Here is a 23,578-nt window from a genome sequence, read left to right on the forward strand (position 1 = left end):
GATCTGATCATGGGCAGATACTACTGAGTATCTGCCTTTTGTTTTCTGTCACGGCCAATTATCTTTGCAAAGACTTGCCGTTATACAGAGTTATTCTTCTGCGGAAACTACCATGCTGGCTTTTATTGTTCGTCGCCTGATGCTACTGGTACCTATGCTACTGGGTGTATCTATGGTGATCTTTTTCGTATTGCGCTTAAGCGGGGCTGACCCCGCGATGTCTTATCTGCGTAGTGCCAATATTCCTCCTACCGATCAGGCAATTGCTCAGGCAGAAAAAGATCTGGGGCTGGATAAGCCGTTACCAGAGCAATACGTTGTCTGGCTAACCGATGTGGTTCAGCTGGATTTTGGCGTCTCTTATATGACCCGTCGTCCGGTACTGGATGAAATCCTTTATTATTTACCTGCTACCCTGCAGCTGGCGTCTCTGGCCCTGCTGCTGACACTCGGCATCTCGATACCCCTGGGAATGTGGGCGGCACGTCAGCGGGATAAATGGCCTGACTTTACGGTGAGGGGGCTGGCCTTTTTAGGGGTATCAATTCCTAATTTCTGGCTGGGTTTTATGCTGGTGCTGCTATTCTCCGTTCAGCTGCAGTGGTTGCCTCCGATGGGCTACGGTGACCTGGAGTATATGATCCTGCCTGCTTTTGCGATCGCTTTTATGTCTCTGTGTATCAATGCCCGCTTATTAAGAACCAGTATGCTGGAGGCTCAGGGGCAGAGGTATGTGTTGTATGCAAGAATGCGAGGTGTATCAGAACGCAGAGTTGAAAATGCCCATGTACTGAGGAATGGATTGATTCCTGTTGTGACCGCGGCCGGTATGCATATTGGTGAACTGATTGGTGGCTCTCTGGTAGTTGAGAGCATTTTTGGCTGGCCAGGAGTAGGACGCTATGCCATTTCAGCCATCAGTAATAACGATTATCCGATTATTCAGTGCTTTACCCTGTTGATGACAGTAATTTTTGTAGTATGTAACCTGATCATCGATATTTTGTATGCCTGGCTGGACCCCAGAGTCCGTCTGGGATCGGAGGCCAGCGCATGAGCACTTATCTGATGAACAGTGACCAGGGTCTGGTCAGAAAGTCGTTTCTGGCTACTCTGAGTATCAGTGGCTGGATAGGCCTGATTCTTCTGCTCTTTCTGGGTTCCTGTGCGATTTTCGCCCCCTGGCTGGCACCTTATGATCCGTCAGAAATCAATCTGTCTGCTCGTCTGATGCCGATGAGTTCTAAGCACTGGCTGGGTACCGATCACCTAGGACGGGATATGCTTTCAAGGATACTTCACGGGGCTTCTGTGTCTCTGGGCGCGGTATTTGTGACCCTGGTACTGATGCTGCTTGCCGGTGTTACTCTGGGAGGCGTTGCTGGTTTTGTCGGTGGGCGCACTGATCAGGCCATTATGAGAGTCTGCGATGTGTTTATGACATTTCCTACGGTTGTGTTTGCACTCTTTATGGTCGCGATACTGGGTACCGGATTGACCAATGTGATTATTGCTATTGCGGTGACGCACTGGGCCTGGTATGCCCGTATTACCCGAGGATTAGTGATCAGTGTCAGGCACAGTGATTATCTGCGAGCAGCCAGGTTAAGTGGTGTGCCTCCGGTTCAGCGTTTTATACGTCATATTCTGCCTTCAGTGATGGTGCAGCTGCTGGTACTGGCCACACTGGATATAGGGCATGTGATGTTGCATGTTTCTGGATTGAGCTTTCTGGGGCTTGGCGTCCAGTCTCCAACACCTGAGTGGGGCGTTATGATTAATGATGCCCGCCAGTTTGTCTGGACTCACCCTATGCTGCTGGTATGGCCAGGACTGTGTATTTTTCTGAGCGTGATGTCATTCAACCTGCTGGGGGATACTCTGCGGGATAAACTCGATCCGAATCTCGGGCATTAAGGCAAGGAGATCAGCATGAGTCTGTCAGTGAAAAATCTTACTGTGCGCTTGCCTGAGGGGAGAGCACTGGTTGAAAATTTGTCTTTTGAAGTGAAGCGCGGGGAAACTCTGGCCCTGCTCGGAGCCAGCGGTTCTGGTAAATCTGTAACTTGTGCTGCAGTTCTGGGGCTGTTAACACGAGGTCTGACATCAGAGGGAGATATTACCCTGGAAGGGCAACCTGTGGATTACCAGCAGATCAGAGGGAAACGTATCGCCTGCATTATGCAAAACCCCTCCAGTGCTTTTAACCCGGTTTATACCATGGAGCAACATGCAATTGAGACGTTGAAAGCGACAGGACAGTCCGTTGATCAGAAGGTAATTTCTGAAGCCTTGTATGATGCCGGACTGGATGATCAGGAACGGGTACTGGGGCTTTATCCTTTTCAGATGAGTGGCGGCATGCTTCAGCGAATGATGCTGGCCCTGGCACTTATGACCCCGGCTGATTATCTGATTGCGGATGAGCCAACGACTGATCTGGATCTGATTGTTCAGAGCCATATTCTGAATCGACTGGAGTCTTTATCGCAAAAACGAAATCTTGGCGTTTTACTGATCACCCATGATCTGGGTGTTGTTGCACGTCTTGCAGACAGAGTAGCTGTTATATCGGCCGGGAAGCTGGTTGAAGAATGTCAGGCAGAAGACCTGTTTTATCAGCCGTCCAGTGATGCTGGCAAAACGCTGTTAGCGGCTCATTATGCAATGTATAACGATGTTGTTACAGAGGATACAAGTGCCGACTTGCCTGGCCTCCGGGCAACCGTGATCAAGGTGAATCCTGATCAGATGTATCAACAGGAGGGCAGCAGTGTCTGAATTATTTCGTGTTGAACAGGGAAATAAAAGTTACCAGGAACAATCTCTTCTGGTGCGTCAGCCTGCTAAGCAGGTACTTTTTGATATCTCGCTGACGATTCAGGCAGGAGAGTCTGTCGCTTTAGTCGGCGCCAGTGGTTCCGGTAAAAGTACACTTTGTAGAATGCTATTAGGGCTGGAAACCTTTGATTCCGGCAATGTGCTGTTTAAAGGCCAGCCTTTGTCTGATTTCAGTACGCAGGATGAACACCGATTCAGACGGGCGGTACAAATGGTATTTCAGGATTCAGTCAGTGCAGTAAATCCCCGCCTGACCATTGCAAACGTGATTGAAGAACCCCTGAAATATCTGATGAAGATGCCAGCAGGCAAAAGGCCTGAGCGGGTACGTGAGTTATTGAGTCAGGTAGGATTGTTGCCTGAGGATGCATTCAAAAAAGCAGGTCAGATGAGCGGCGGCATGTTGCAGAGAGTCTGTATAGCCAGAGCTCTGGCCTGCGAGCCTGATGTGATTGCTCTGGATGAATCATTATCCAGTCTGGATCTGGTGCTTCAACAACAATTGATTGCTTTGCTGAAACAAATTCAGAAAGAGCAGGGGACCAGCTATCTGTTTGTAACCCACGACCTGCGTCTGGTTCATCTGTTTTGTCAAAGGGCACTGGTAATGGACCAGGGCCGTCTGGTAGAAGATACCCTGGTCAGCAGAGATATGCAGTGGCAGAGTGATATGGGACAGGCATTGCAGAAAGCGGTTTTACCAGTCAGGCCCCGGAGAAAAGCTGCATTAGCGTAGAAGGACGTGGTGATAAATTGTAATGCCTGTTTAACGGAAAGTTAAACAGGCATTACAATACTTATCTGTGGCTACAGATGGGAATGATTATTTCCGGCTGGCAGAGCTTCTTCTGTGGTTTGCAGCAGTGCCAGCAGATCTTTTTCAGGCAGAGGACGGCTGAGCAGATAACCCTGCAATTCATCACAGCCTTCGATCTGTAAGAATCGTTGCTGAGCTTCTGTTTCAACACCTTCTGAGATCACCTGCAGGCCCAGTGAATGGGACATATTAATAATCGCCCGGATAAGGCTTTCATCATCCGGATCCCCCGGAACGTCTTCCAGGAAGGAGCGATCAATTTTTACCGTATCAACAGGCAGGCGCTTCAGGTAGATCAATGAGGAGTAACCTGTTCCGAAGTCATCAACGGAAATGCGGATACCTTTATTTCTGAGCTGTTTAAGAATAGAGATCACTCTGTCGATATCTTCAATAACAACTGTTTCTGTAATCTCCAGCTCCAGGTATTCGACTGGTAACCCTGATTCTTGTAACGCCTGATCAATATCAGCCAACAGGTGCTGATCCAATAACTGTCTGGGAGACAGGTTGACCGCAACCGGTACTGTATAACCCGCATCAAGCCAGTTTTTGGCTGCTCTGCAGGACATCTGCAATACTTTGCGCCCCAGCCTGATGATCAGCTCACTTTCTTCTGCTATTCCGATAAACTGATCTGGTGGAATAAAGCCTTCATCAGGGTGTATCCAGCGAACCAGTGCTTCTGTGCCAATCATTTTACAACCATCAACAGTGTATTTCGGCTGGAAATGCATTGTCAGCTGGTCATCTGACTGAATAGCTTTTTTCAGACCTCTTTCCAGTATCAGGCGTTTTTCTGCCTGTTCATTGACGCTACCATCGTAGAACTGGAAGTGTGAAGAGCTGTTTTTAGCCTGGAAAAGAGCCACATCCGCATGTGTAAACAGTGTCTGTGTTTCATCTCCATCACTAGGATAAAGTGCAACACCAATACTGGCAGAAATGTGTACATCATCATCAAGATGAGTAAGGAACGGGGTTCTGAACTGATTAACAATCTGGCTGGCAATCTGCTCGGCATTATTATGGGCGCGCCCTGAGTTTTCTATCAATACCAGATATTCATCCGCATTGATGCGTGACAAGGTGTCCCCCTGTTCAAGACAGTCACGAATTCTGCTGGCACACTCTTTCAGTAATTGATCGCCTTCCTGGTGGCCATACTGATCATTGATCTGTTTGAACTGATTAATGTCGATGTAAAGCAGTGCCAATGGTTGACCATTTCTGGCGGCCCGAGATATGGATTGCTCGAATCGGTCGAAAAACAAACTACGATTAGGTAATCCGGTAATGGCATCATAATTGGCAATATGAACCAGGCGTTCCTGAGCTTCTCTTAACTGACTGATATCACTGATAACAATCACATACTGAATACCGGCCTGTTGCTGTTCCGATTTTAGCAGACTGTAGCGTCGGGTATGGGTTGGTGGGGTACTCTGTACAGCAGAAACTGAAAGCCAGGCCGGGAAAGCACTATTATCTTTACGACGTTGCAGCATTTCTCCCTGCCAGTTGTTCCGGGCCAGAATAGCGCGTTTAATTTCCCCTTGCTTAAGCAACTGATGGCCTATCGTGCCTGCATTATTCTGCTCATATCCGGTCAGTTCAGTAAAGGCTTTATTGCACAACAGACAGTTCATCTGTTCGTCAAAGATAACAATGCCTTCGGCAGTGTTCTGAAATACCTGGCTGGTTAACTCCAGACGTTGCTGATCTTTGCGTTGTTCGGTGATATCGGTTGCAATACTGCCTAAGGCGTAAACAACACCATCTTCATTTTTTAGTGGAAATTTACTGGTCAGGTAGGTATGGATACCATCTTTACCGGCCAGATCCATTTCATACTGACAGGGTTGGCCTGATTCCAGTACCAGTCTGTCGGTTGATTGCAGGAAGTTGGCAAAGGATTCAGAAAATACTTCTTTATCAGATAAACCGATCATATCATTTCGCCCGGTCATTTCGACAATGCGGGTATTGACGGTCTGATACTTCAGGTCTGTGCCTTTAATCGCGATCAGGCCAGTCGCATTCTGAATAACTGCATTAAGCCGATGTTCTCTTTCCTTGATCAAACGCGCCATTTCAGAAATCGCCTGCCCAACCCGGGAGAATTCTTTGAAATCATTACCAGGGTAAGTTTGCTCCTGCTCCATAGAGGCTGTCTGCTCAGCGTATTGCACAATTCTATGTAATGAGCTTCTCAGCAGAGAGCGAAGAATATAAAAAATAAGCAGAGATACAACCAGTACAGTCAGTGCAGTTGTGCCCAGCCGACCGATGTATGCCTGTTTCAGCATCTGCAGGCTGGTATCAGGTTGCAGTGTACGTATACTGTAATCATGATCTGCGATAGGAATCTGGTATTCAAACAAAACACCACCATCTACCTTCAGGAAAGGTTGCTGTTGCATATCAGCTTTAAGTACAGATATATCCTGCTGCGCGTGATCAGTTAACCGGGCCAGAGGCAGGCCGTTATGTATAATTGCTACAGCATCTGTACCGCTGATTGTCTGGATCTCATTCAGTATCCAGAAATTGTCATTGACCAGAACACAGGTATAGAGATACCCAAGCACTCTGCCTGAGCCTGGATGTACCACAGGTAATTTTAATTTGAGCAAGCTCAGGCCATCGGCAGTCGAGTAACTACTCCATTGTTCTGGCATAGCTGGTCTGCTGGTGAGTTCCTTGTAATCAATATTCAGGCCAAACAAAGCAAAAGGTGTGCTGGCAGCTTGCTTGCCCGCTGTACTTTCTACAATAAGCAGGTCAATTTTTTCGCCAGAGCTTCCCTGTACACTGTCGTCCAGTAACATCTGAACCGATAGTAAGTCATTGGCCAGAAGACTGGCTCTGAGTTCACTTTTCTGAGTGATCTCATAGCTCATGCGGGCGATATTACTAAGCTGCTGCTCCAGCATATACCCCAGTACTCTCTGGTTATGCTGGTGAAGCATTCTGATTTCTTCGGACAATGCTTTTTGTGATCCCTGATAAGCAGGAATCATTAATAGAGCAACCACAAAGCATATGGCGACTGTAACAACAGAGAATAATAGTGTCGTAAAGCTGACCTGAGCTAATTTCCGTTTATGCATGGGTAAGTTAGGCCTGTTCTAGTGGCTGTATCTGAAGGCTTGCTTCTGCAAAACTTTCAGCTCAGTTTCGGTAACACCTTTTTCTATCAGGTGGATATCTCCTGAATATATATGGGGAATCTGAGTCGCTTTACCTTCTATATCAAGGCGAATCGCTTCTGCCATTGCTACGCCATTATCATCATTCAGGCGCATAACGGTCATATCCAGCTCCTGGTTCTGAATAGCGGCCAGTTCAGAGCTGCCACCTCCCCAGCCATTGATCATAATTTTTCCAACCAGATTCTTTTCGCGCAATGCGTCTAAAGCACCTAATGCTATATCTGTGGAACAGGCAAAAATCAGATCCAGGTCCTGATGTTCGGATAAAGTCGCGATAGTTGCCTGATAGGCTTTTTTTCTGCTGCCATCGGTGAAATAACTGGCAACCTGTTCAATATCTGTACGCTGATTCATCTGGTCGACAAAGGTATCACCTCGCATCTGACTGACATATCCTCTGGAGAAGTAGAGCATCAGATATCTGGTTTTTTTATCGGTTTCCTTTTTTTGAGACAGAATCTCATGCATACGGTCTGCCATGATCCGGGTTCCGGTCTCGTGGTCGAACCCAACATACAGAAATGGCTTTTTCTGACGCCATTGCTTAAATGGTGTTGTAATATTCTGCAGAATGAGTTTCGGCTTTCCTCGGACAAGCAAACGTTCAATCATGCTTCTGTGTCTGAGGGCATCCATAGTGAAGATCAGGTAATCCGGCTTCCATCGGATAGCATCACCAAGTTGTTCTGCCTGCAAGCTGAGATCTACAGAAGGTCTTGAATAGTATGTTTTCAGCTCATAGGGAAGCCTGAGTTCTTTCAGGCGGGCTTCAAAAGCCGCTGTGCTTCTCAGCCAGTAGTCAGAACTCTGAATAGCCGGGTATACGACGGCCAGCTTCACAGGGGGCGCTTGCTGGTATTTTTGTGACACCGCTTGTGAAGGAGAGCGTACCTGTTCAGAAAAAGAATTCATCACGCTTTCCTGTTCCGGAAATTGTCTCAGATAATCACTGACACGGATATATTCTGCGGAAAATGCAGTTGAACAATAGGATATTATAAAGAAAATTGCAGAGAGCAGAGTTGCCTTTGATGTTGTGGTTTGTTTCATTCTGCGCTCCTGTTTGTAACATAAAATGTTATTCGACTGCTTTTTGTGTCTTAAAGCAAACGGAAACTATGTTGCTAGATGCCTTTTTTACAGAAAGGTTGAGTAATTCCGATATTTTTACATAAGGTTACATAGAGTCTCTTTTTGTCGCAACTGTGAAGAAGGAAAAGTTATCATAATCATATGGTTAACCTGAAATTTCAGGTTCTTTTATCTTTGCAATAAATACAAGTTATCCCAGTCTATAATAGGCGGAGTATATATGTAATGAGGATTAATCGCAGTGATCTGGAAGCCGCTGTAGCCCGAAATATTATCCGTAAGGAGCAAGCAGAGCAGCTTGAAGCGTTTCTGGAAGTCAGATACAGGCATCAGCCATCAATGAACTTTACTCATGTACTCTGGTATATGGGGGCACTCATCGCCATTAGTGCTATGAGTCTGTTTATGACACTGGGCTGGGAGTCATTTGGCGGAGCAGGCATCCTGGTCACTTCATTAATATATGCCGTTATTGCGTTATGGCTGACCCAGTGGTTTTCCGGCAAAGACTACCCCATACCTGCCGGGATATGTGCAACGCTTGCAGTGACGATGGTTCCTCTTGCTGTGTATGGTGTTCAGCAGATGATAGGATTCTGGCCGGATGATGTTCATTATCAGGATTACCACAGAAAGATAAAGTGGCACTGGATCTGGGTGGAAGTGACGACACTACTGGCAGGTGTGGCCATGCTGAGAGTATATCGGTATCCATTTCTGGTTATGCCGATTGCTATCACCTTGTGGTACATGTCGATGGATATTGCGCCTTTATTAGCTACAGATGAGATGACTTTTGAATTCAGAGCTCAGGTGTCGCTTGTCTTTGGGTTACTGATCACTTTGTTAGCATTGCGGGTTGATTTTATATCTGAAGCAAAAGCGGATTATGCATTCTGGCTTTATCTTGCCGGAGTTACGGCATTCTGGGGTGGGATGAGTGCTCTGGACTCTGATAGTGAGCTGAACCGCTTTATCTATTTTGTCATTAATATCGCTATGATACTGGCGGGTGTTCTTTTAAGACGCAAAGTATTTGTGGTTTATGGGGCTCTGGGAGGGTGTTTTTATCTGGGATATCTGGCGGATAAAATCTTTGCAGACAGCTGGCTATTTCCCATAACTCTTTCCGCCATTGGATTAGGCATAATTGCACTGGGTATTCACTGGCAGAAGCATGAAGCCAGATATACCCGTGTGTTGAGAAGTTGTTTGCCAGTATCGGTCGATACGTGGCTGAAGGATAAAAGAAGCTAAACATCTGAATAGAATTTCTTTGCTAAAGTTGTCGGGCTTTCCAGTAATACTGGCTGGAGAGCATAGGGTATTCTTTTCAGTGATGTTTCATATACTGACACACGGTAAAAGCCCTTCCTGTGTTAAACAGATTCTGTTCAACAGGCTCGGTACAGGAAGGGCGCTTATTCAGGGTAACTTTGAGTTATTACTTTCAGTACCGCTTTTCGTATTTTCCGATGCACCTTCCGGGCCATATCGGTGTCTGGCTGGTTCCATCAGTTCATGTCCTCTGGAACGACTCAGCATTTTCACGTCGTGATGAAGCGCTGTTTTTGCCAGCATATTTGCTGTCACTGGCGCTGTAATCAGAAGAAAAAGCGTAATCAGCCATTCATGAACAGAGAGCCCACCATTTTTGATGCTGAACATAATACTGGATGCCAGCAGGATGCCGGCAATACCCAGAGTTGTTGCTTTAGTGGGGCCATGAAGACGCGTATATAAATCAGGTAAACGCACCAGTCCTAATGAGCCAACAAACATAAAGATACCTCCTAGCAGCAGGAAGCAGGCTACAATAATTTCAACCCATGATGCCATGATTGTCTCCTATTCAATAATGTCGCCGCGAAGCAGGTATTTACATAAGGCTGATGTACTGACAAAGCCCAGCATAGCAATCATCAGCGCGGCCTCAAAATACATAGAGGTTCCGGTGTGAATGCCATACAGGACAATCAGAGCGATACTGTTAATATACATGGTATCTAACGCCAGTATTCTGTCCTGAACAGAGGGGCCAATAATCAGACGCCACAGGTTCATCATCAGAGCTGCGCAGATCAGCACAGCAACTGCTGCAATTGCCCAGCTTAACATCCCAGAATCTCCTTTAGTGGTGCTTCATAGCGTTGTTTAACTTCCTGAATCAGGGCGTGTTCATTTTCGACATCAAGAGCATGAACATAGAGCCAGCGTTTGTCTTCAGAGATTTCTGCACTGACGGTACCCGGAGTCAGTGAGATTGTACTGGCAAACAGGGTAATGCCCAGTTCTGATTTAATATCCAGCGGAACAGCCACCATGCCCGGACGGATTTTTTTCATTGGGCCTGCTACTTTTACGGCCACCTCGAAGTTTGCAGTAAGGATATCCCACAGGACGAGAAGACAGTAACGCAGAGCGAGTCCGGGTTTCTTGACCGAGGGCTGTTCTGTCGATAAACCGGCAACCAGTCTGGGAATCGCGATAGCCAGAAAGCCGCCGAGCAGTATATGTCCTGGAGCCAGAGTGTTATTCAGTAACAGCCACACAGCAAACAGCAGAATGCTGTGAATTGGCATAGGGAACAGACGCGATGGTTTCATACTATTGTCCTCCCTGAGTAGTTTGAGGCACTAATGCTTCGACGGATTGGCTGAAATCGAACAGCTGTCTGGCTGCCTGAGAAGTAATATCTGTCAGTTCACCCCCGAACATGACCATGAGGGGAGAGGCCATGATCAGAATGAATACTCCGGCAAACTCGAACGGATGTACCCGCTCTTCAGTACCTGCCAACGCGGTAGTGCGCCAGAAAATGGTAGTACCGGCACGGGACAATGCCACAAGAGATAGCAGACCACCGATCAGAATAAGTGGCCATAGCCAGATTTTATCCATAGTTTCTTCTGCCGCCTGCATAAGCAGAATCTTTCCGACAAAGCCAGATAGTGGCGGCATACCGACAATTGCCAGAGCACAGAGAACAAATGCAACGCCTAGTAAACGAGGCTGAGCCATTGCCCTGGCTTTCACCAGCCGGTCCTCAGCTTTACCCCGCTGACGAGCAATCAGATCGGCTAACAGGAACATTGCACCGGTAATCAGCGTACTGTGGAGGATATAGTACAATGCAGCCCCCGTTGCTTTTTCTGATTGTAAGGCAATCGCAGTTAACAGCGTACCAGCAGAAACCACAACCAGATTAGCCGTCATCAACTTAAGGCCAGGGCTGGCAATCACGCCAATACTGCCAATTGCAAGAGTCAATAAACCCAGAGGCCAGAGCCAGGGGATCGCTATATTAGCCAGTTCACCTGCTTCCGCACCAAAAATCAGAGTGTGTATTCTCAGAATACTGTAGACACCGACTTTGGTCATGATTGCAAACAGTGCCGCCACAGGAGCACTGGCGGACGAGTAGGTTTTCGGTAGCCAGAAATGTAAAGGCAACAAGGCTGCCTTCAGTCCGAATACCAGAAGCAGCAGTAAGCCCCCGACTTTAGCCAGAATGGCTTCCCCTCCTTCCAGCTCTCTGATACGCATCGCCATATCCGCGATGTTCAGAGATCCCAGAGTACCGTACAGAATACCCAGGCCAAACAGGAATAAACTGGAGCCGACGAGGTTCAGAATAACATAGTGAAGGGCCGATTGAGTTTTCTGCTTGCCTCCACCATGAATCAGCAGCGCATAAGATGCGATCAGAAGCACTTCGAAGAAGACGAACAGGTTAAATGCATCGCCTGTCAGGAAGGCTCCGTTGACTCCCATAACCTGGAACATAAATAACGGGTGAAAATACTGGCCGCCTTTATCATGTCCGGCACAGGAATACAGCAGAGCTCCGGCAAAAAGTACTGTGGTCAGCAGAACCAGCAAAGTCGATATTCTGTCAGCCACCAGCACAATACCAAAGGGTGGTTGCCAGTCACCCAGTACATAGAGCTGAGTTCCTTCGGTATTTGCCGTATTCAAAAGAGTCCATGCCACGATGACCTGGATAAATGCTGATACCAGAGCCAGCAAGCGCTGTCTCGGCATCGTATTCTGAAACGGAGGCAGCAATAGCAGCGCTCCGGTAATCAAAGGCAGCAGAATAGGTAAAATGGGTAAATGGGCCATCTTTACTTCCTTAGAGTCCTGTTGCGCTGACGGGCCTGAATATCAGGCAGTCGGCCATCTACATGGTCATTTCCAAGGTCTGCGCGACCACGCATTGCAAGAATCACAACAAACGCTGTCATTGCAAAGCCAATTACAATTGCGGTAAGAACCAGTGCTTGTGGCAAAGGGTCAGCATATTGCTCTGACTGACCCAGTACTGCTGCCGCATTGATTTTTAAGCGACCGCTGGCAAATAAAAACAGGTTTACTGCGTAAGACAAGAGCGTCAGACCTACCACTACCGGGAAGGTCCGTCCTCTCAGGGCCAGAAAAATGCCACAGGCTGTCAGGAGGCCAACACAGAATGCATATATTCCTTCCATATTAATCTGTCTCCGATACTACAGGGCGTTCACTGGTCGTTAATTTACCCAGGTTGGCCAGAATAAGCATAGTTGCACCAATAACGGTCAGGTAAACACCCAGGTCAAACATCATGGCGCTAGCCAGTTCGAATTTACCGATCAGAGGTAAACTGAAATAGTCGAACCAGGATGTCAGGAATGGACGATCAAATAACCAGCTGCCCAGCCCTGTTAGCGTGGCAATAAAAATACCGCTGCCAATCAGCACCTGATAATCCACTTTCATGCGCGGTTTGACCCAGTCTACACCATGAGCAATATACTGCTGGATAATGGCTACAGCTGTGATCAGACCCGCAATAAAGCCGCCGCCAGGCATGTTGTGACCTCTCAGGAAAATATACGCAGATACCAGCAGTGCCAGAGGTAACAGACTCTGAGAAACAATGGCCAGCATCATTGGATGGCTGTCCAGCGTCCAGGGGCGACCATTTTCATCACTGGCAGGCATGTAAAGACGCATACGTGCAATGAGCTTAAAAATACCCAGGGCTGCAATACCCAGTACCGTGATTTCACCCAGAGTATCAAAGCCCCTGAAGTCAACCAGGATGACGTTAACGACGTTAGTACCGCCACCACCGGTTTTACTGTTTTCAACAAAGAATGTTGAAATGCTATCCAGTGGCCGGGTCATCAGCGCGTAACAAATCGTACCGATGACACCACCGATCATTGCTGAAAGACCTAAGTCCCTTACAACCCGGCGAGGAGAAGATTCTTTAGGTGTTTGCTGGGGCAGGAAAAACAGAGCCAGCATCAGCAGAATCACTGTTACAACTTCCACTGATAGCTGGGTCAGAGCCAGATCCGGGGCTGAGAATTTCGCGAACATCAAAGAAACAATCAGTCCTACGATGGACAGGGATACCAGCGCCTTCATACGCTCTCTGTGCCAGACCACAGTCGCTACTGCTCCCAGAGTCAGCAAAATCACACCAGTAACAGATATCGCATCAACAGGAAGCTCAGGACGCAAACCTGCTGTGGCATTCAGATCAAGCAAAGGCCCTGCCATCATGGCAAAGGACATGCTCAGCATCATGTAGGCATAACGCTGCAATGATCCATTCTCAACCAGTTGCATAAAGGTTTCAGCTTGTCGCTGGATCAGTTGGACTACCGCTTCAAACACCAGTTTGGGATCATTGTCCGGGAACTGAGCCTGGAACTGGAACAGTTCTTTGCGGTTGTAGTAAACCGTCAGACCGCCGGCCAGAGCCAGGAAACTCATCAGTAATGGCAGATTGAAGCCATGCCAGATCGCCAGACTGTATTCCGGGGGAATGCCATTCAGCGCTGCCCCTGATGCGGCGTATAGAAGGTCTCCGATGACCAGACTTGGGAAAATCCCTACCAGCAGGCAAAGTGCGACCAGAATCTCAACTGGCACCTTCATATAGCGTGGTGGCTCGTGAGGCGTCTTCGGCAGGTTAATCGGTTCACCATTGAAGAAGACATCATGAATGAATCGGGTTGAGTAAGCTACCGAGAAAACTCCACCCAATGTGGCCAGCACAGGAACCATCCATGACAGAGAACCCAGAGAATCCTGATGCAGGGTTTCTGCAAAGAACATCTCTTTGGACAGGAAGCCGTTCAGCAATGGAATACCGGCCATGGATGAGGCTGCAACCATTGCCAGGGTGGCGGTATGTGGCATGTATTTCCACAGACCATTCAGCTGACGCATATCCCTTGAACCAGACTCATGATCAATGATACCTGCAGCCATGAACAGAGAGGCTTTAAAGGTTGCGTGGTTGATGATGTGGAAAATAGCTGCAACGGCTGCAAGCTCGGTACCCATACCCAGAAGCAGAGTAATCAGACCCAGGTGACTCACCGTTGAATAAGCCAGCAAACCCTTCAGATCGTGTTTAAACAGGGCAACATATGCCCCCAGAAGCAAAGTTGCCAAGCCAGTCAGACTGACTATCAGGAACCAGAGTTCTGTACCGGATAGCACCGGATACAGTCGGGCCATCAGAAAAATACCCGCTTTTACCATGGTGGCAGAGTGCAGATATGAACTGACCGGCGTTGGAGCCGCCATAGCGTGTGGCAACCAGAAGTGGAATGGGAACTGAGCTGATTTAGTGAATGCACCAGCCAGAACCAGAACCAGAATAACGGGATACAGAACATGATCTCTGATGACATCCCCGCTATTAAGCACCTCATACAGGTTATAGCTGCCAACGACCTCACCGATAAGCAGGATACCAGCCAGCAATGCCAGACCACCAGCCCCTGTTATGGTCAGGGCCATCCTGGCACCTTTTCGGGCTTCTGTTTTATGTCCCCAGAAACTGATCAGCAGAAATGAGCTGATACTGGTCAGTTCCCAGAACATCCACATCTGCAAAAGGTTGTCGGACATCACAACCCCAAGCATCGCGAACATAAACAGAATCAGATAGCTGTAGAAGCGACCAATAGAGTCTTGCGCCGATAAATAATATCGGGCGTAAAGAATCACCAGTAAGCCAATGCCTAATATCAGCAATGCAAACAATAACGAAAGACCGTCAAGTCTGAAAGCTAATTCAAGGCCTATTACAGGTATCCAGTTATAAACTGTATACAAAGCTTCACCATCGAAAATGGAAGAAGCATTCTGTAAAACAAGTATTAATGCCAGAGCGGGAAGGCCTGCTGTAAGAAAAGCACAGGCACTACGACTGAACCTGGATGCGAATAAGGGTACCAGCGTTCCCAACAAGGGCAGCAAAGGAATCCAAATCAGGTTATTCAGCAAGGGAAACTCCTGTTATATCCATGTTGCCTTATTTTTCAATCTGTTAGTTGTTAATCGGGCGGGGTGTTCGACCGCAATTCATTGATTACGTTCATATCTTTACTTGTTCTTATAGCTAACCATTATAGCCATGGATTAGGGTATGCTGGAAATAAAATATAGGAAAAAAGCATGAAAAAGGCATAAAAAAAGGCAGTCTTATGACTGCCTTTGTATATAGGTAAGACCAGAATGGTCGTTTTTAGCTCTGAATCAGCTGCCTATAACACCACCATCCTCTTTGCGAATCATAATAACAGAAGAGCGAGGTGTACTATTACCACCTCCCGGGAAATGAGAGGGTTTTAAATCTTCCCCTGGATGTTGTACACCAATAAACATAGTGGTGTAGTCAGAGCTGAATGTCAGACCTGTTATCTCACAAGCAACCGGACCTGTCAGAAAACGACGGATTTCACCAGATGCTGGATCAGCACACAGCATCTGGTTATTACCCATACCTTCAAAATCACCCTTGTTAGAGTACTTACCATCGGTCTGAATCCACATGCGACCTTCCGGGTCAAAGCCTAAGCCGTCCGGGCTGTTGAACATATTATCTTTATTGATGTTTGAAGAACCGGCGTAGGCATCATTATGCACGTCAGGGTTACCTGCCATCACAAACAGATCCCAGCTGAAGTCCATGCTGGTGTGATCGCCATTATCTGGCTGCCAGCGAATAATTTGGCCGTAGTTATTTTTCGCACGGGGATTAGGGCCACCGACAGGCTGGCCTTCTTTGCCACGGTTTTTGTTATTGGTCAGTGTGCAAAACACCTGTTTACCCGATGGGTGTACCGCAACCCACTCTGGACGATCCATCGTAGTAGCCCCCACTTGGGTCGCTGCACGACGGGCAAACACCAGTACCTCGGCCTGATCTTTAAAACCATTAGCCGCAGTTAAACCGTTCTTGCCATGAGTCAGCTCAATCCACTCTCCACGACCAGATGCTTTGCCACTTGCACTGCTGAAACGCGCTACGTACAAGGTGCCCTCTTCCAGCAGATCGCGGTTTGCATCCTGATTGTCCGGGTTGTAACGGTTTCTGGATACAAATTTGTACAGATGCTCACCGCGCTGGTCATCACCCAGATAAACCACAACATGACCACCTTCATTGATAGTCAGAGCCGCATTTTCATGTTTGAAACGACCCAGAGCCGTGCGTTTCTTTGGTGTTGAATTAGGATTTTTAGGGTCGATTTCTACAACCCAGCCAAAACGATGGTTTTCCTGTGGGTGTTTCGCGATATCAAAACGCTCATCAAACTTATGCCACTGGTAACCGGAATCGGTACTCTTAACCCCGTAACGTTTCCCATCAGCCCCCAGATCCACATCAGAAGAAGAACCGAAGTAACCGTTAAAGTTCTCTTCACAGGTCAGGTAAGTACCCCAGGGGGTTTCGCCGTTTGCACAGTTGTTAAACGTACCCAGCGCTAAAGTACCACTCGGATCATCTTCCGTTTTCATCAGGTCATGGCCTGCAGCCGGGCCTGTAATCATCATTGGCGTGTTAGCATGAATACGACGGTTGTAGCGTGAATCTTTAACCAGCTGCCAGCTGCCGTTTTTCTTTTCAATTTCAAAAACAGATACGCCATGAGCCGCTTGTGCTTTACGTACATCTTCAGCTGTCATCTGTTTGCCCTGATGAGCAAACAGATATTCGTAATTGGTGTATTCGTTATTAATAGCCAGGATGGCACGGTCGTCAGACAGCGGAAAGAAACTCATGCCATCGTTATTATCACCAAACTGCTTCTCCTGTGCTGCTGCAGAGTTCAAACCACCATCTTTAAAATTCTCGATACCAGAGAACAAGGGGTCTCCCCAGGATATCAGGGTATCCCAGCGGTAACCTTCAGGAACGGTGATGGTGTCAGCAGTAGAAGCAGGCACTGCTTTAAAACCGATATCAGGTGACAGGCCTTTACCTGAAACGGATTGCATTGCCTCTGATATTGGTGAATAACTGGAAGCCAGTGCGCCTAAGCCCATAATTGCGGCTCCCCCCAGGAACTGTCTGCGGTTCAGGCCTTCTTCCACCATGCGGGTAAAATCAGGTGTTTCTGTAACCGGGTTATTCAACTGGTCCTGTTTATCAAACTGACTCATAACACTTCCTTTTCAGGCTAATCGGGATAATAGTTTTTAATTTTTGCGCAGATAAATAGAGCATCAGCGCTATTTTTGATTTGAGTCAGGAAATTAGAGGGGAAATGTAACGATATGATGTCAATTCTGTGAAATTAGGAATTTTCTGCTATTGCCACAGTCGTTATCGGCTTTGAAAAGTAAGCTGTTGTTTTTTCAGATCTGTGTATATATTGAAAAATGAAAAGTTCAGAACGCCTGTATCTCAACAGCTCGCTGGATATGCTGAGATGGGGCTGCTATATACGGCATCTTTCAGGCGTAAAGGATGGCCAGAGAATTGAAAACAAGTCTTTTACCTTCAGTAAAACAGCTATTATTGCTGCTTTTGGCAAGTATAGCGATTATTGGCTCGGCCATCTGGAGTTACTCCAGACTGGAGGAGGAAGGCTTTTCTCGTCTTGAATCCGGGTTTCAGAGTCGCCTGGGTAACGTCCATCAGGCTTTATCTGTCTGGTCAAGAAATAAAAAAACTTCTGTTTACACCTGGGCTAATCAGCCGGAGCTGATGCGCTTAATGGCTCCCTTTTTTAATGACGCATCGGAAACAGGACAGAAACTTGCCCATATGGGGTTAGAAGAATTCTTCCGCCCTGTTCTGTCCAATCCGGAAATTGTCGCTTTTTATCTGGTTGGGCCTGGTAATCATGTTCTTTCCAGTAATTTGCCGCAGGCGATAGGTAAAGTATCTCCTCTGGTGCTTAACAAGGTGGCTAATCATAAGGTCTGGCGAGGACATACTGTAATTACTGCTCCAGAGTATATTAAGCGCAAAGAGATGCATAGCAGGCAATTTTCAGCGGCGATGATACAATCGGAGCGCTTTGATGAAGATGCGCTTCTCATTTTTGAGATTGATTCAGAAACTGTTTTTTTTGAGTTAATCCAGAAAGCTGCTTTTGGAAAAACGGGAGAGAGTTATATTTTTAACCATGATGGCCTCTTGTTATCCCCCTCTCGTTTTACTAATCAGACACTTTATATCCGGGAAGATGCTGCAGATAACAGCCAGGTTGAATTAAGGCCTTTGACATTACTTGCCAAAGAAGCGTTAGGTGGTAAATCCGGTGTTTCGGTAAGGTCGTCTTATACAGGTTATCGTGGTGAGCAGCAGATTGGCGTATGGCTATGGGATGACCTGCTGGGTATCGGGCTGGCTGTAGAGCAAAGTGCAGATGAAGGCTGGTATTTGCTGAATCAGGTGCGTAATGCATTTATTATTTTTGTCTGTGTCAGCTGCTTGTTATGTCTGGTTTTCGTGCTTTATACGTCTTACCGGTCCGCTCTGCGATCACAAAAAGAGGTTCAGACCAGACAGGATCTGACCCGGCAGCTGGAAAAGCTGCATCATGAAAAAACGACTCAGATTGCTTTCAGGGAGGCCCGTTATCGTTCCATTATTGATACTGCCTGGGATGCTATTTTTACTGTCGATGGTAATGGGATTATTCAGTCTCTGAATCCGGCTGTAGGACGTATCTTTGGTGGTGGTGCAGACGCTTACCTTGAAGTGCCTGTAGGAGATATTGTCAGGGTGAAAGGGGATTTTGGTGGTCAGCTAAGTTTGCTAACGCTGCAGAGCCGCCAGTCATTTGAGGCAATAGGTATTCGCAGTGACGGCACATCTTTCCCTGTGGCTGTTTCCTGCAGCCGGACCTCCTCGGGGGACGCGCCTTTATATACCGTTATTCTCCGGGATATCAGCCAGCAGAAAAAAACAGAGCAGGATATAAGGGCAATTCAGCAAAGGCTGGAGATGAGCCAGGCTTTTGCACATATTGGTACCTGGGAGTGGTCTTTAAAGACTGATCAAGTGACTTCAACGGATATGGCCAGAGCATTACTGGACCTTGACCCGGCTCTTAAAGACGTATCGCTGGAGTTTTTTTTCAGTCATCTGGACAAAACTGATCTGGCGAGGCTGCGAAATGAAATCAATCAGGCCATTACGGAAAATCAGCCCTTCAGTTGCGAGTGCCGGTTGTTTGACGATTATGGCCTGCCTGAGCAGGATGGGATCACAGGGCGCTGTCACTGGCTACTGATACAAGGTACTCCAATTACTGAAAACCAGATAACCCGAAGAGTCATCGGCCATATTCAGAAAATTACTGAGCAAAAACAAAGTGCCAGTCAGCTGGAAGATGCCCGAAGCATGTTGTCTCTTGTCCTGGATACTATTCCATCCGGAGTATACTGGAAGGACAGTTCATTAAAGATTGCCGGCGTTAATACTCAGTTTGCCAGAGATACCGGATTTGATGTTGATGAGCTGATTGGCAAAAGTGACAGCGAAGTTTATCAGGATCAGAAACAGGCGGCATTGGTTGAAACTCTTGATCGCTGTGTCATTGAAACGGAATTGCCTCGTTTAAATGAACAAGGGCTTTATCATATGAATGATGGCCGATGGCGAAAAATTGAAATTAGCCGTTTGCCAATTAAAAATGCTGATAATCAGCCTGTTGGCGTATTGGGCGTTTACTCTGATGTGACGGAGCGTGTTGAAGCCCAGGTCAATCTGCAGCGACATCACAGACTACTGGCATCTATTTATACGACACAGCTCAGCTATTTTTCCGGGGCGAGCAGACAAGAGATTTTTAAGACTTTGCTTGATGAGGTGTTATCTCTGACTGAAAGTGAGTACGGCTTTATCGGTCAGACCTGCTTTAATCGGGATAATCAGATTTATCTGAAAACGTTTGCGATTACAGATATTTCCTGGAATCCTGAAACCCGTGATCTGTATCAGTCTATGGCTGAAGAAGGGCTGGAGTTCTTCAACCTGGATACACTTTTTGGTTATACCCTGAAAACGGCTGAGACCGTGATTAGTAATGACCCGAAAAATGATATCAGGTCAGGAGGTATTCCCGAAGGGCATCCTTCGTTGAACGCCTATCTTGGAGTTCCTCTTATGAAGGGAAAAGAACTGGTTGGCATGATCGGAATTGCCAATAGAAAAGGTGGCTACAATGATGAACTGGTGAAATTTCTGCGTCCTATGCTGACAACCTGCGCTAATTTGATTGTTGCGCTTAACTCGGATGATGCTATTAAACAGGCGCAGCAGCAGCTAATCAGGGCTAAGACTCAAGCGGAAAAAGCCAGTCAGGCAAAAACAGAGTTTCTGTCCCGGATGAGCCATGAGTTAAGAACACCAATGAATGCTATTCTGGGTTTTACCCGTTTGTTGGAAAGCATGCATGATGATGAGGAATCTGTTGAGTTTCTTCAGGAGATTGGTAAAGCCGGTAATCACCTGATGTCCCTTATCAATGAGGTGCTCGATCTGGAAAGGATCGAGGCGGGAAGAATTGAGCTTGAGATTACTGCAACAGATCCGGTTGCCCTGTTAGAAGAGTGCTGCTCAGTGATTGAGCCTGTTGCTGAGCGTTATGGTATTACGCTGGTAAATCTGAGTCGTGATCATTCTGCATTATATGTTCAGGCTGATTATGTCAGGCTCAAGCAAATTCTGCTTAACCTGATCTCTAATGGTATCAAGTATAACAAACCTGCCGGGCAGGTGACTGTTGAGCTGATTGTGAAAGATCGGGAATGTGAGATCACTGTGCGTGATACCGGGGTTGGTATTTCCGAAGAGCAGCAACAGCACTTATTTGAATCTTTCAACAGACTGCATGCGGAAGGCAGTGATATTGAAGGTACAGGCATGGGGCTAGTGATCAGCAAAAGGCTGGTTGAACTGATGTCCGGCTCACTCTCTTATCAGAGTGAGGAAAATGTTGGCAGCTGCTTTTCTGTAATATTGCCATGTGCTCTGGATGCTGTCGGTAAAATACAAACCACGGTTGGTTATCTTGATGAAGGGCTGCCAGGTACTGAAAAAGTGCTGTTTGCTACTCTTGAGGGCAGTGTTGGAGAATGTTGTCCTGAACTGGAGCCAGAGTTAATTGCACGGGGCGTCACTCTGGTTCATTCCGGGATGAGCTTTCTGGAAAAATCATTGCAGCAGGAGTTTAACTATCTGATTCTTGATGAAGCAGTGGATGATATTCCAATTGATGAGTTAATTGGTTATCTGGAGGACGGAGGCGTGTTTGAAAAAACGCATCTGCTTATTCTTACCAGCGCAGGGGGTACTCCGGATAAATGGGGGACAGACAGCAATGATGTGCGGTTATACAGGAAAGGTAGTCATTCTGATCCGCTTTTGCATTGAGTAGCATATTCAGCGAGCATAAAATGCCTCACGTTATATAGTCCTTTCGGGCCGTTTGATCTGCTTATTCCAGTGTTGTGGCTATTTTTTTTAATGACTTCTTAGTGTTTTGTTTTTTATGATTTTTTGGAGCTGTCCTGCAGTGCAGTTCTACTCTTTCCCTGGGGATGCATCCATATATTCTTTAGGATTCAACCTCAAAAACTAGTACCAAAGTACTATTTTTTGCACTCCAAAGTGCCATGTTGGCATAGCCTCTGATAAACCAAGATATGTCTACCAGCTTGTTAAGCGCAAGTTAATTCAAAACAAATGCCCTAAAGCGGTTTTTCTTGCCAGAGACCGTTTGATCAGACAAAAACAAACAGAGGCTATATACGATGATCTATGCACAACCGGGAACTGAAGGCGCCGTTGTAAATTTTAAAGAACGCTACGGCAACTTTATTGGCGGTAAATGGGTAGAGCCTGTAAAGGGTCAGTATTTTGAAAATACCTCTCCTGTAAACGGTCAGGTAATTTGTGAAATCCCACGTTCTTCTGCAGAAGATATTGAGCTGGCACTGGATGCAGCACACGCAGCCAAGGACGCATGGGGCAAAACCTCTGTCACTGAACGTTCGAACCTGTTGTTGAAGATTGCTGACCGTCTGGAAGCCAATCTGGAGAAAATCGCAGTCGCTGAAACTTATGATAACGGTAAGGCAGTGCGTGAAACTCTGGCCGCTGACGTGCCTCTGGCGGTTGATCATTTCCGTTACTTTGCGGGTTGTATCCGTGCGCAGGAAGGTTCTATCGGTGAAGTTGACCACAACACTGTGGCGTACCACTTCCACGAGCCTCTGGGTGTTGTCGGTCAGATTATTCCCTGGAACTTCCCTCTGCTGATGGCAGCCTGGAAGATTGCTCCTGCACTGGCTGCGGGTAACTGTATCGTACTGAAGCCGGCTGAGCAGACGCCTGCTTCTATTCTGGTGCTGCTGGAAACTATCGAAGACCTTCTGCCTGCAGGTGTTCTTAACGTTGTTAACGGTTACGGTGCTGAAGCGGGTCAGGCTCTGGCAACGTCTACCCGTATCGCTAAGATCGCGTTCACCGGTTCTACTCCTGTGGGGTCTCATATCCTGAAATGTGCAGCTGAGAACATTATTCCTTCTACTGTTGAGCTGGGTGGTAAGTCTCCAAATATCTACTTCAACGATGTAATGGACCAGGAAGACGAGTTTATCAGCAAGTGTGTTGAAGGAACTGTACTGGCGTTCTTCAACCAGGGTGAAGTATGTACTTGTCCTTCCCGTCTGCTGATTCAGGAAGATATCTACGAAGCCTTTATCGGTAAAGTCATTGAACGTATCGGTCAGATCAAACGTGGTAACCCACTGGATACTGAAGTAATGGTAGGTGCTCAGGCTTCTCAAGAGCAGTTCGACAAGATCCTGGGTTACCTGGATATCGGTCGTAACGAAGGTGCTGAAGTACTGATCGGTGGTGATAAAGAAGCACTGAGTGATGAGCTGGGCGGTTACTACATCCAGCCGACTCTGCTGAAAGGCACCAACGACATGCGTGTATTCCAGGAAGAGATCTTCGGTCCTGTAGTATCTGTTACCACGTTTAAAGATGAAGCCGAAGCGCTGGCTATCGCTAACGATTCTGAGTTTGGTCTGGGTGCAGGTGTATGGACCCGTGACATGAACCTATCTTACCGCATGGGGCGTGGTATCCAGGCGGGTCGTGTATGGACTAACTGCTACCACCAGTACCCGGCACACGCTGCATTCGGCGGTTACAAGAAGTCTGGTGTAGGTCGTGAGACTCACAAAATGATGCTGGATCACTATCAGCAGACTAAAAACATGCTGGTAAGCTACGATATCAATCCTCTGGGCTTCTTCTAAGTCTTTTTACAGGGAAAGCCTCAGGCTTTCC

General features: G+C 47.0%; 16 protein-coding genes. 7 read left to right on the forward strand and 9 right to left on the reverse strand.

Going from position 1 to position 23,578, the window contains the following annotated elements; all coding sequences use genetic code 11:
- The first annotated feature begins 112 nt into the window (after nt 1-112).
- Genes nikB through H4O21_RS05775 form a run of 4 tightly spaced genes read left to right on the forward strand, consistent with a single transcriptional unit; the run spans nt 113 to nt 3,577 of the window.
- On the forward strand, nt 113-1,057 hold the full coding sequence (gene nikB / locus H4O21_RS05760; RefSeq protein ID WP_182807890.1) for a nickel ABC transporter permease subunit NikB: 945 nt from the start codon (nt 113-115) through the stop codon (nt 1,055-1,057).
- On the forward strand, nt 1,054-1,917 hold the full coding sequence (gene nikC / locus H4O21_RS05765; protein ID WP_182807891.1) for a nickel ABC transporter permease subunit NikC: 864 nt from the start codon (nt 1,054-1,056) through the stop codon (nt 1,915-1,917). The genes nikB and nikC overlap by 4 nt, the downstream gene beginning before the upstream one ends.
- A gap of 15 nt (nt 1,918-1,932) precedes the next feature.
- Nucleotides 1,933-2,781, forward strand: a complete 849-nt coding sequence (locus H4O21_RS05770) for an ATP-binding cassette domain-containing protein (RefSeq protein WP_182807892.1) — start codon at nt 1,933-1,935, stop codon at nt 2,779-2,781.
- Entirely contained in the window at nt 2,774-3,577 is an 804-nt protein-coding gene (locus tag H4O21_RS05775) for an ATP-binding cassette domain-containing protein (protein WP_182807893.1), read from the forward strand. The genes H4O21_RS05770 and H4O21_RS05775 overlap by 8 nt, the downstream gene beginning before the upstream one ends.
- 71 nt (nt 3,578-3,648) lie before the next feature.
- Here the strand turns inward: H4O21_RS05775 and H4O21_RS05780 are convergent, their stop codons facing one another.
- Both H4O21_RS05780 and H4O21_RS05785 read right to left on the reverse strand, forming a co-directional pair.
- Nucleotides 3,649-6,771, reverse strand: coding sequence for an EAL domain-containing protein (locus H4O21_RS05780; RefSeq protein WP_182807894.1), 3,123 nt, complete (start codon nt 6,769-6,771; stop codon nt 3,649-3,651).
- Between the two features lie 18 nt (nt 6,772-6,789).
- Nucleotides 6,790-7,785, reverse strand: coding sequence for a substrate-binding domain-containing protein (locus H4O21_RS05785; RefSeq protein ID WP_182807895.1), 996 nt, complete (start codon nt 7,783-7,785; stop codon nt 6,790-6,792).
- Between the two features lie 405 nt (nt 7,786-8,190).
- On the opposite strand from H4O21_RS05785, the gene H4O21_RS05790 reads away from it, so the two are divergent.
- Nucleotides 8,191-9,222, forward strand: a complete 1,032-nt coding sequence (locus tag H4O21_RS05790) for a DUF2157 domain-containing protein (protein ID WP_182807896.1) — start codon at nt 8,191-8,193, stop codon at nt 9,220-9,222.
- 168 nt (nt 9,223-9,390) lie between these two features.
- Here the strand turns inward: H4O21_RS05790 and H4O21_RS05795 are convergent, their stop codons facing one another.
- From H4O21_RS05795 to H4O21_RS05825, 7 genes are all read right to left on the reverse strand, one after another.
- A complete protein-coding gene (locus H4O21_RS05795; protein ID WP_182807897.1) occupies nt 9,391-9,804 on the reverse strand; it encodes a Na+/H+ antiporter subunit G in 414 nt (137 codons plus the stop codon).
- Between the two features lie 9 nt (nt 9,805-9,813).
- A complete protein-coding gene (locus H4O21_RS05800; RefSeq protein ID WP_182807898.1) occupies nt 9,814-10,083 on the reverse strand; it encodes a K+/H+ antiporter subunit F in 270 nt (89 codons plus the stop codon).
- Nucleotides 10,077-10,571: a Na+/H+ antiporter subunit E gene (locus H4O21_RS05805; RefSeq protein ID WP_182807899.1), complete on the reverse strand. Its 495-nt coding sequence runs from the start codon at nt 10,569-10,571 to the stop codon at nt 10,077-10,079. The genes H4O21_RS05800 and H4O21_RS05805 overlap by 7 nt, the downstream gene beginning before the upstream one ends.
- A 1-nt stretch (nt 10,572) precedes the next feature.
- Nucleotides 10,573-12,090 (reverse strand): monovalent cation/H+ antiporter subunit D, encoded by a 1,518-nt coding sequence (locus H4O21_RS05810; protein ID WP_182807900.1) that lies wholly within the window; start codon nt 12,088-12,090, stop codon nt 10,573-10,575.
- Between the two features lie 2 nt (nt 12,091-12,092).
- Complete coding sequence (locus H4O21_RS05815) at nt 12,093-12,455, reverse strand: Na+/H+ antiporter subunit C (RefSeq protein ID WP_182807901.1); 363 nt, start codon at nt 12,453-12,455, stop codon at nt 12,093-12,095.
- 1 nt (nt 12,456) lies between these two features.
- The gene (locus H4O21_RS05820) at nt 12,457-15,255 is read right to left on the reverse strand and encodes a monovalent cation/H+ antiporter subunit A (protein ID WP_182808001.1); all 2,799 of its coding nucleotides are present in this window, start codon (nt 15,253-15,255) and stop codon (nt 12,457-12,459) included.
- Nucleotides 15,256-15,510: 255 nt separating this feature from the next.
- Entirely contained in the window at nt 15,511-17,421 is a 1,911-nt protein-coding gene (locus tag H4O21_RS05825; protein ID WP_182807902.1) for a PhoX family protein, read from the reverse strand.
- Between the two features lie 307 nt (nt 17,422-17,728).
- Between H4O21_RS05825 and H4O21_RS05830 the strand changes: the two genes are divergently transcribed.
- Nucleotides 17,729-21,649 carry a PAS domain-containing sensor histidine kinase gene (locus tag H4O21_RS05830; RefSeq protein ID WP_182807903.1) on the forward strand — a complete coding sequence of 1,307 codons (3,921 nt, stop codon included), beginning with the start codon at nt 17,729-17,731 and terminating at the stop codon, nt 21,647-21,649.
- Nucleotides 21,650-22,029: 380 nt separating this feature from the next.
- Nucleotides 22,030-23,547, forward strand: a complete 1,518-nt coding sequence (exaC, locus tag H4O21_RS05835) for an acetaldehyde dehydrogenase ExaC (RefSeq protein ID WP_182807904.1) — start codon at nt 22,030-22,032, stop codon at nt 23,545-23,547.
- Nucleotides 23,548-23,578: the final 31 nt, after the last annotated feature.

The sequence above is a fragment of the Oceanospirillum sediminis genome, from assembly GCF_014164585.1.
GTDB classification, from domain to species: Bacteria; Pseudomonadota; Gammaproteobacteria; order Pseudomonadales; family Halomonadaceae; genus Oceanospirillum; species Oceanospirillum sediminis.

What these genes read in the sequence shown, in the direction of transcription:
- H4O21_RS05790 (WP_182807896.1), top strand. Translation starts at nt 8,191, where the DNA reads ATGAGGATTAATCGCAGTGATCTGGAAGCCGCTGTAGCCCGAAATATT.
- exaC (WP_182807904.1), top strand. Translation starts at nt 22,030, where the DNA reads ATGATCTATGCACAACCGGGAACTGAAGGCGCCGTTGTAAATTTTAAA.
- H4O21_RS05805 (WP_182807899.1), bottom strand. Translation starts at nt 10,571, where the DNA reads ATGAAACCATCGCGTCTGTTCCCTATGCCAATTCACAGCATTCTGCTG.
- H4O21_RS05810 (WP_182807900.1), bottom strand. Translation starts at nt 12,090, where the DNA reads ATGGCCCATTTACCCATTTTACCTATTCTGCTGCCTTTGATTACCGGA.
- H4O21_RS05825 (WP_182807902.1), bottom strand. Translation starts at nt 17,421, where the DNA reads ATGAGTCAGTTTGATAAACAGGACCAGTTGAATAACCCGGTTACAGAA.
- H4O21_RS05830 (WP_182807903.1), top strand. Translation starts at nt 17,729, where the DNA reads ATGGCCAGAGAATTGAAAACAAGTCTTTTACCTTCAGTAAAACAGCTA.
- H4O21_RS05770 (WP_182807892.1), top strand. Translation starts at nt 1,933, where the DNA reads ATGAGTCTGTCAGTGAAAAATCTTACTGTGCGCTTGCCTGAGGGGAGA.
- H4O21_RS05815 (WP_182807901.1), bottom strand. Translation starts at nt 12,455, where the DNA reads ATGGAAGGAATATATGCATTCTGTGTTGGCCTCCTGACAGCCTGTGGC.
- nikB (WP_182807890.1), top strand. Translation starts at nt 113, where the DNA reads ATGCTGGCTTTTATTGTTCGTCGCCTGATGCTACTGGTACCTATGCTA.
- H4O21_RS05795 (WP_182807897.1), bottom strand. Translation starts at nt 9,804, where the DNA reads ATGGCATCATGGGTTGAAATTATTGTAGCCTGCTTCCTGCTGCTAGGA.
- H4O21_RS05785 (WP_182807895.1), bottom strand. Translation starts at nt 7,785, where the DNA reads ATGAATTCTTTTTCTGAACAGGTACGCTCTCCTTCACAAGCGGTGTCA.
- nikC (WP_182807891.1), top strand. Translation starts at nt 1,054, where the DNA reads ATGAGCACTTATCTGATGAACAGTGACCAGGGTCTGGTCAGAAAGTCG.
- H4O21_RS05780 (WP_182807894.1), bottom strand. Translation starts at nt 6,771, where the DNA reads ATGCATAAACGGAAATTAGCTCAGGTCAGCTTTACGACACTATTATTC.
- H4O21_RS05800 (WP_182807898.1), bottom strand. Translation starts at nt 10,083, where the DNA reads ATGTTAAGCTGGGCAATTGCAGCAGTTGCTGTGCTGATCTGCGCAGCT.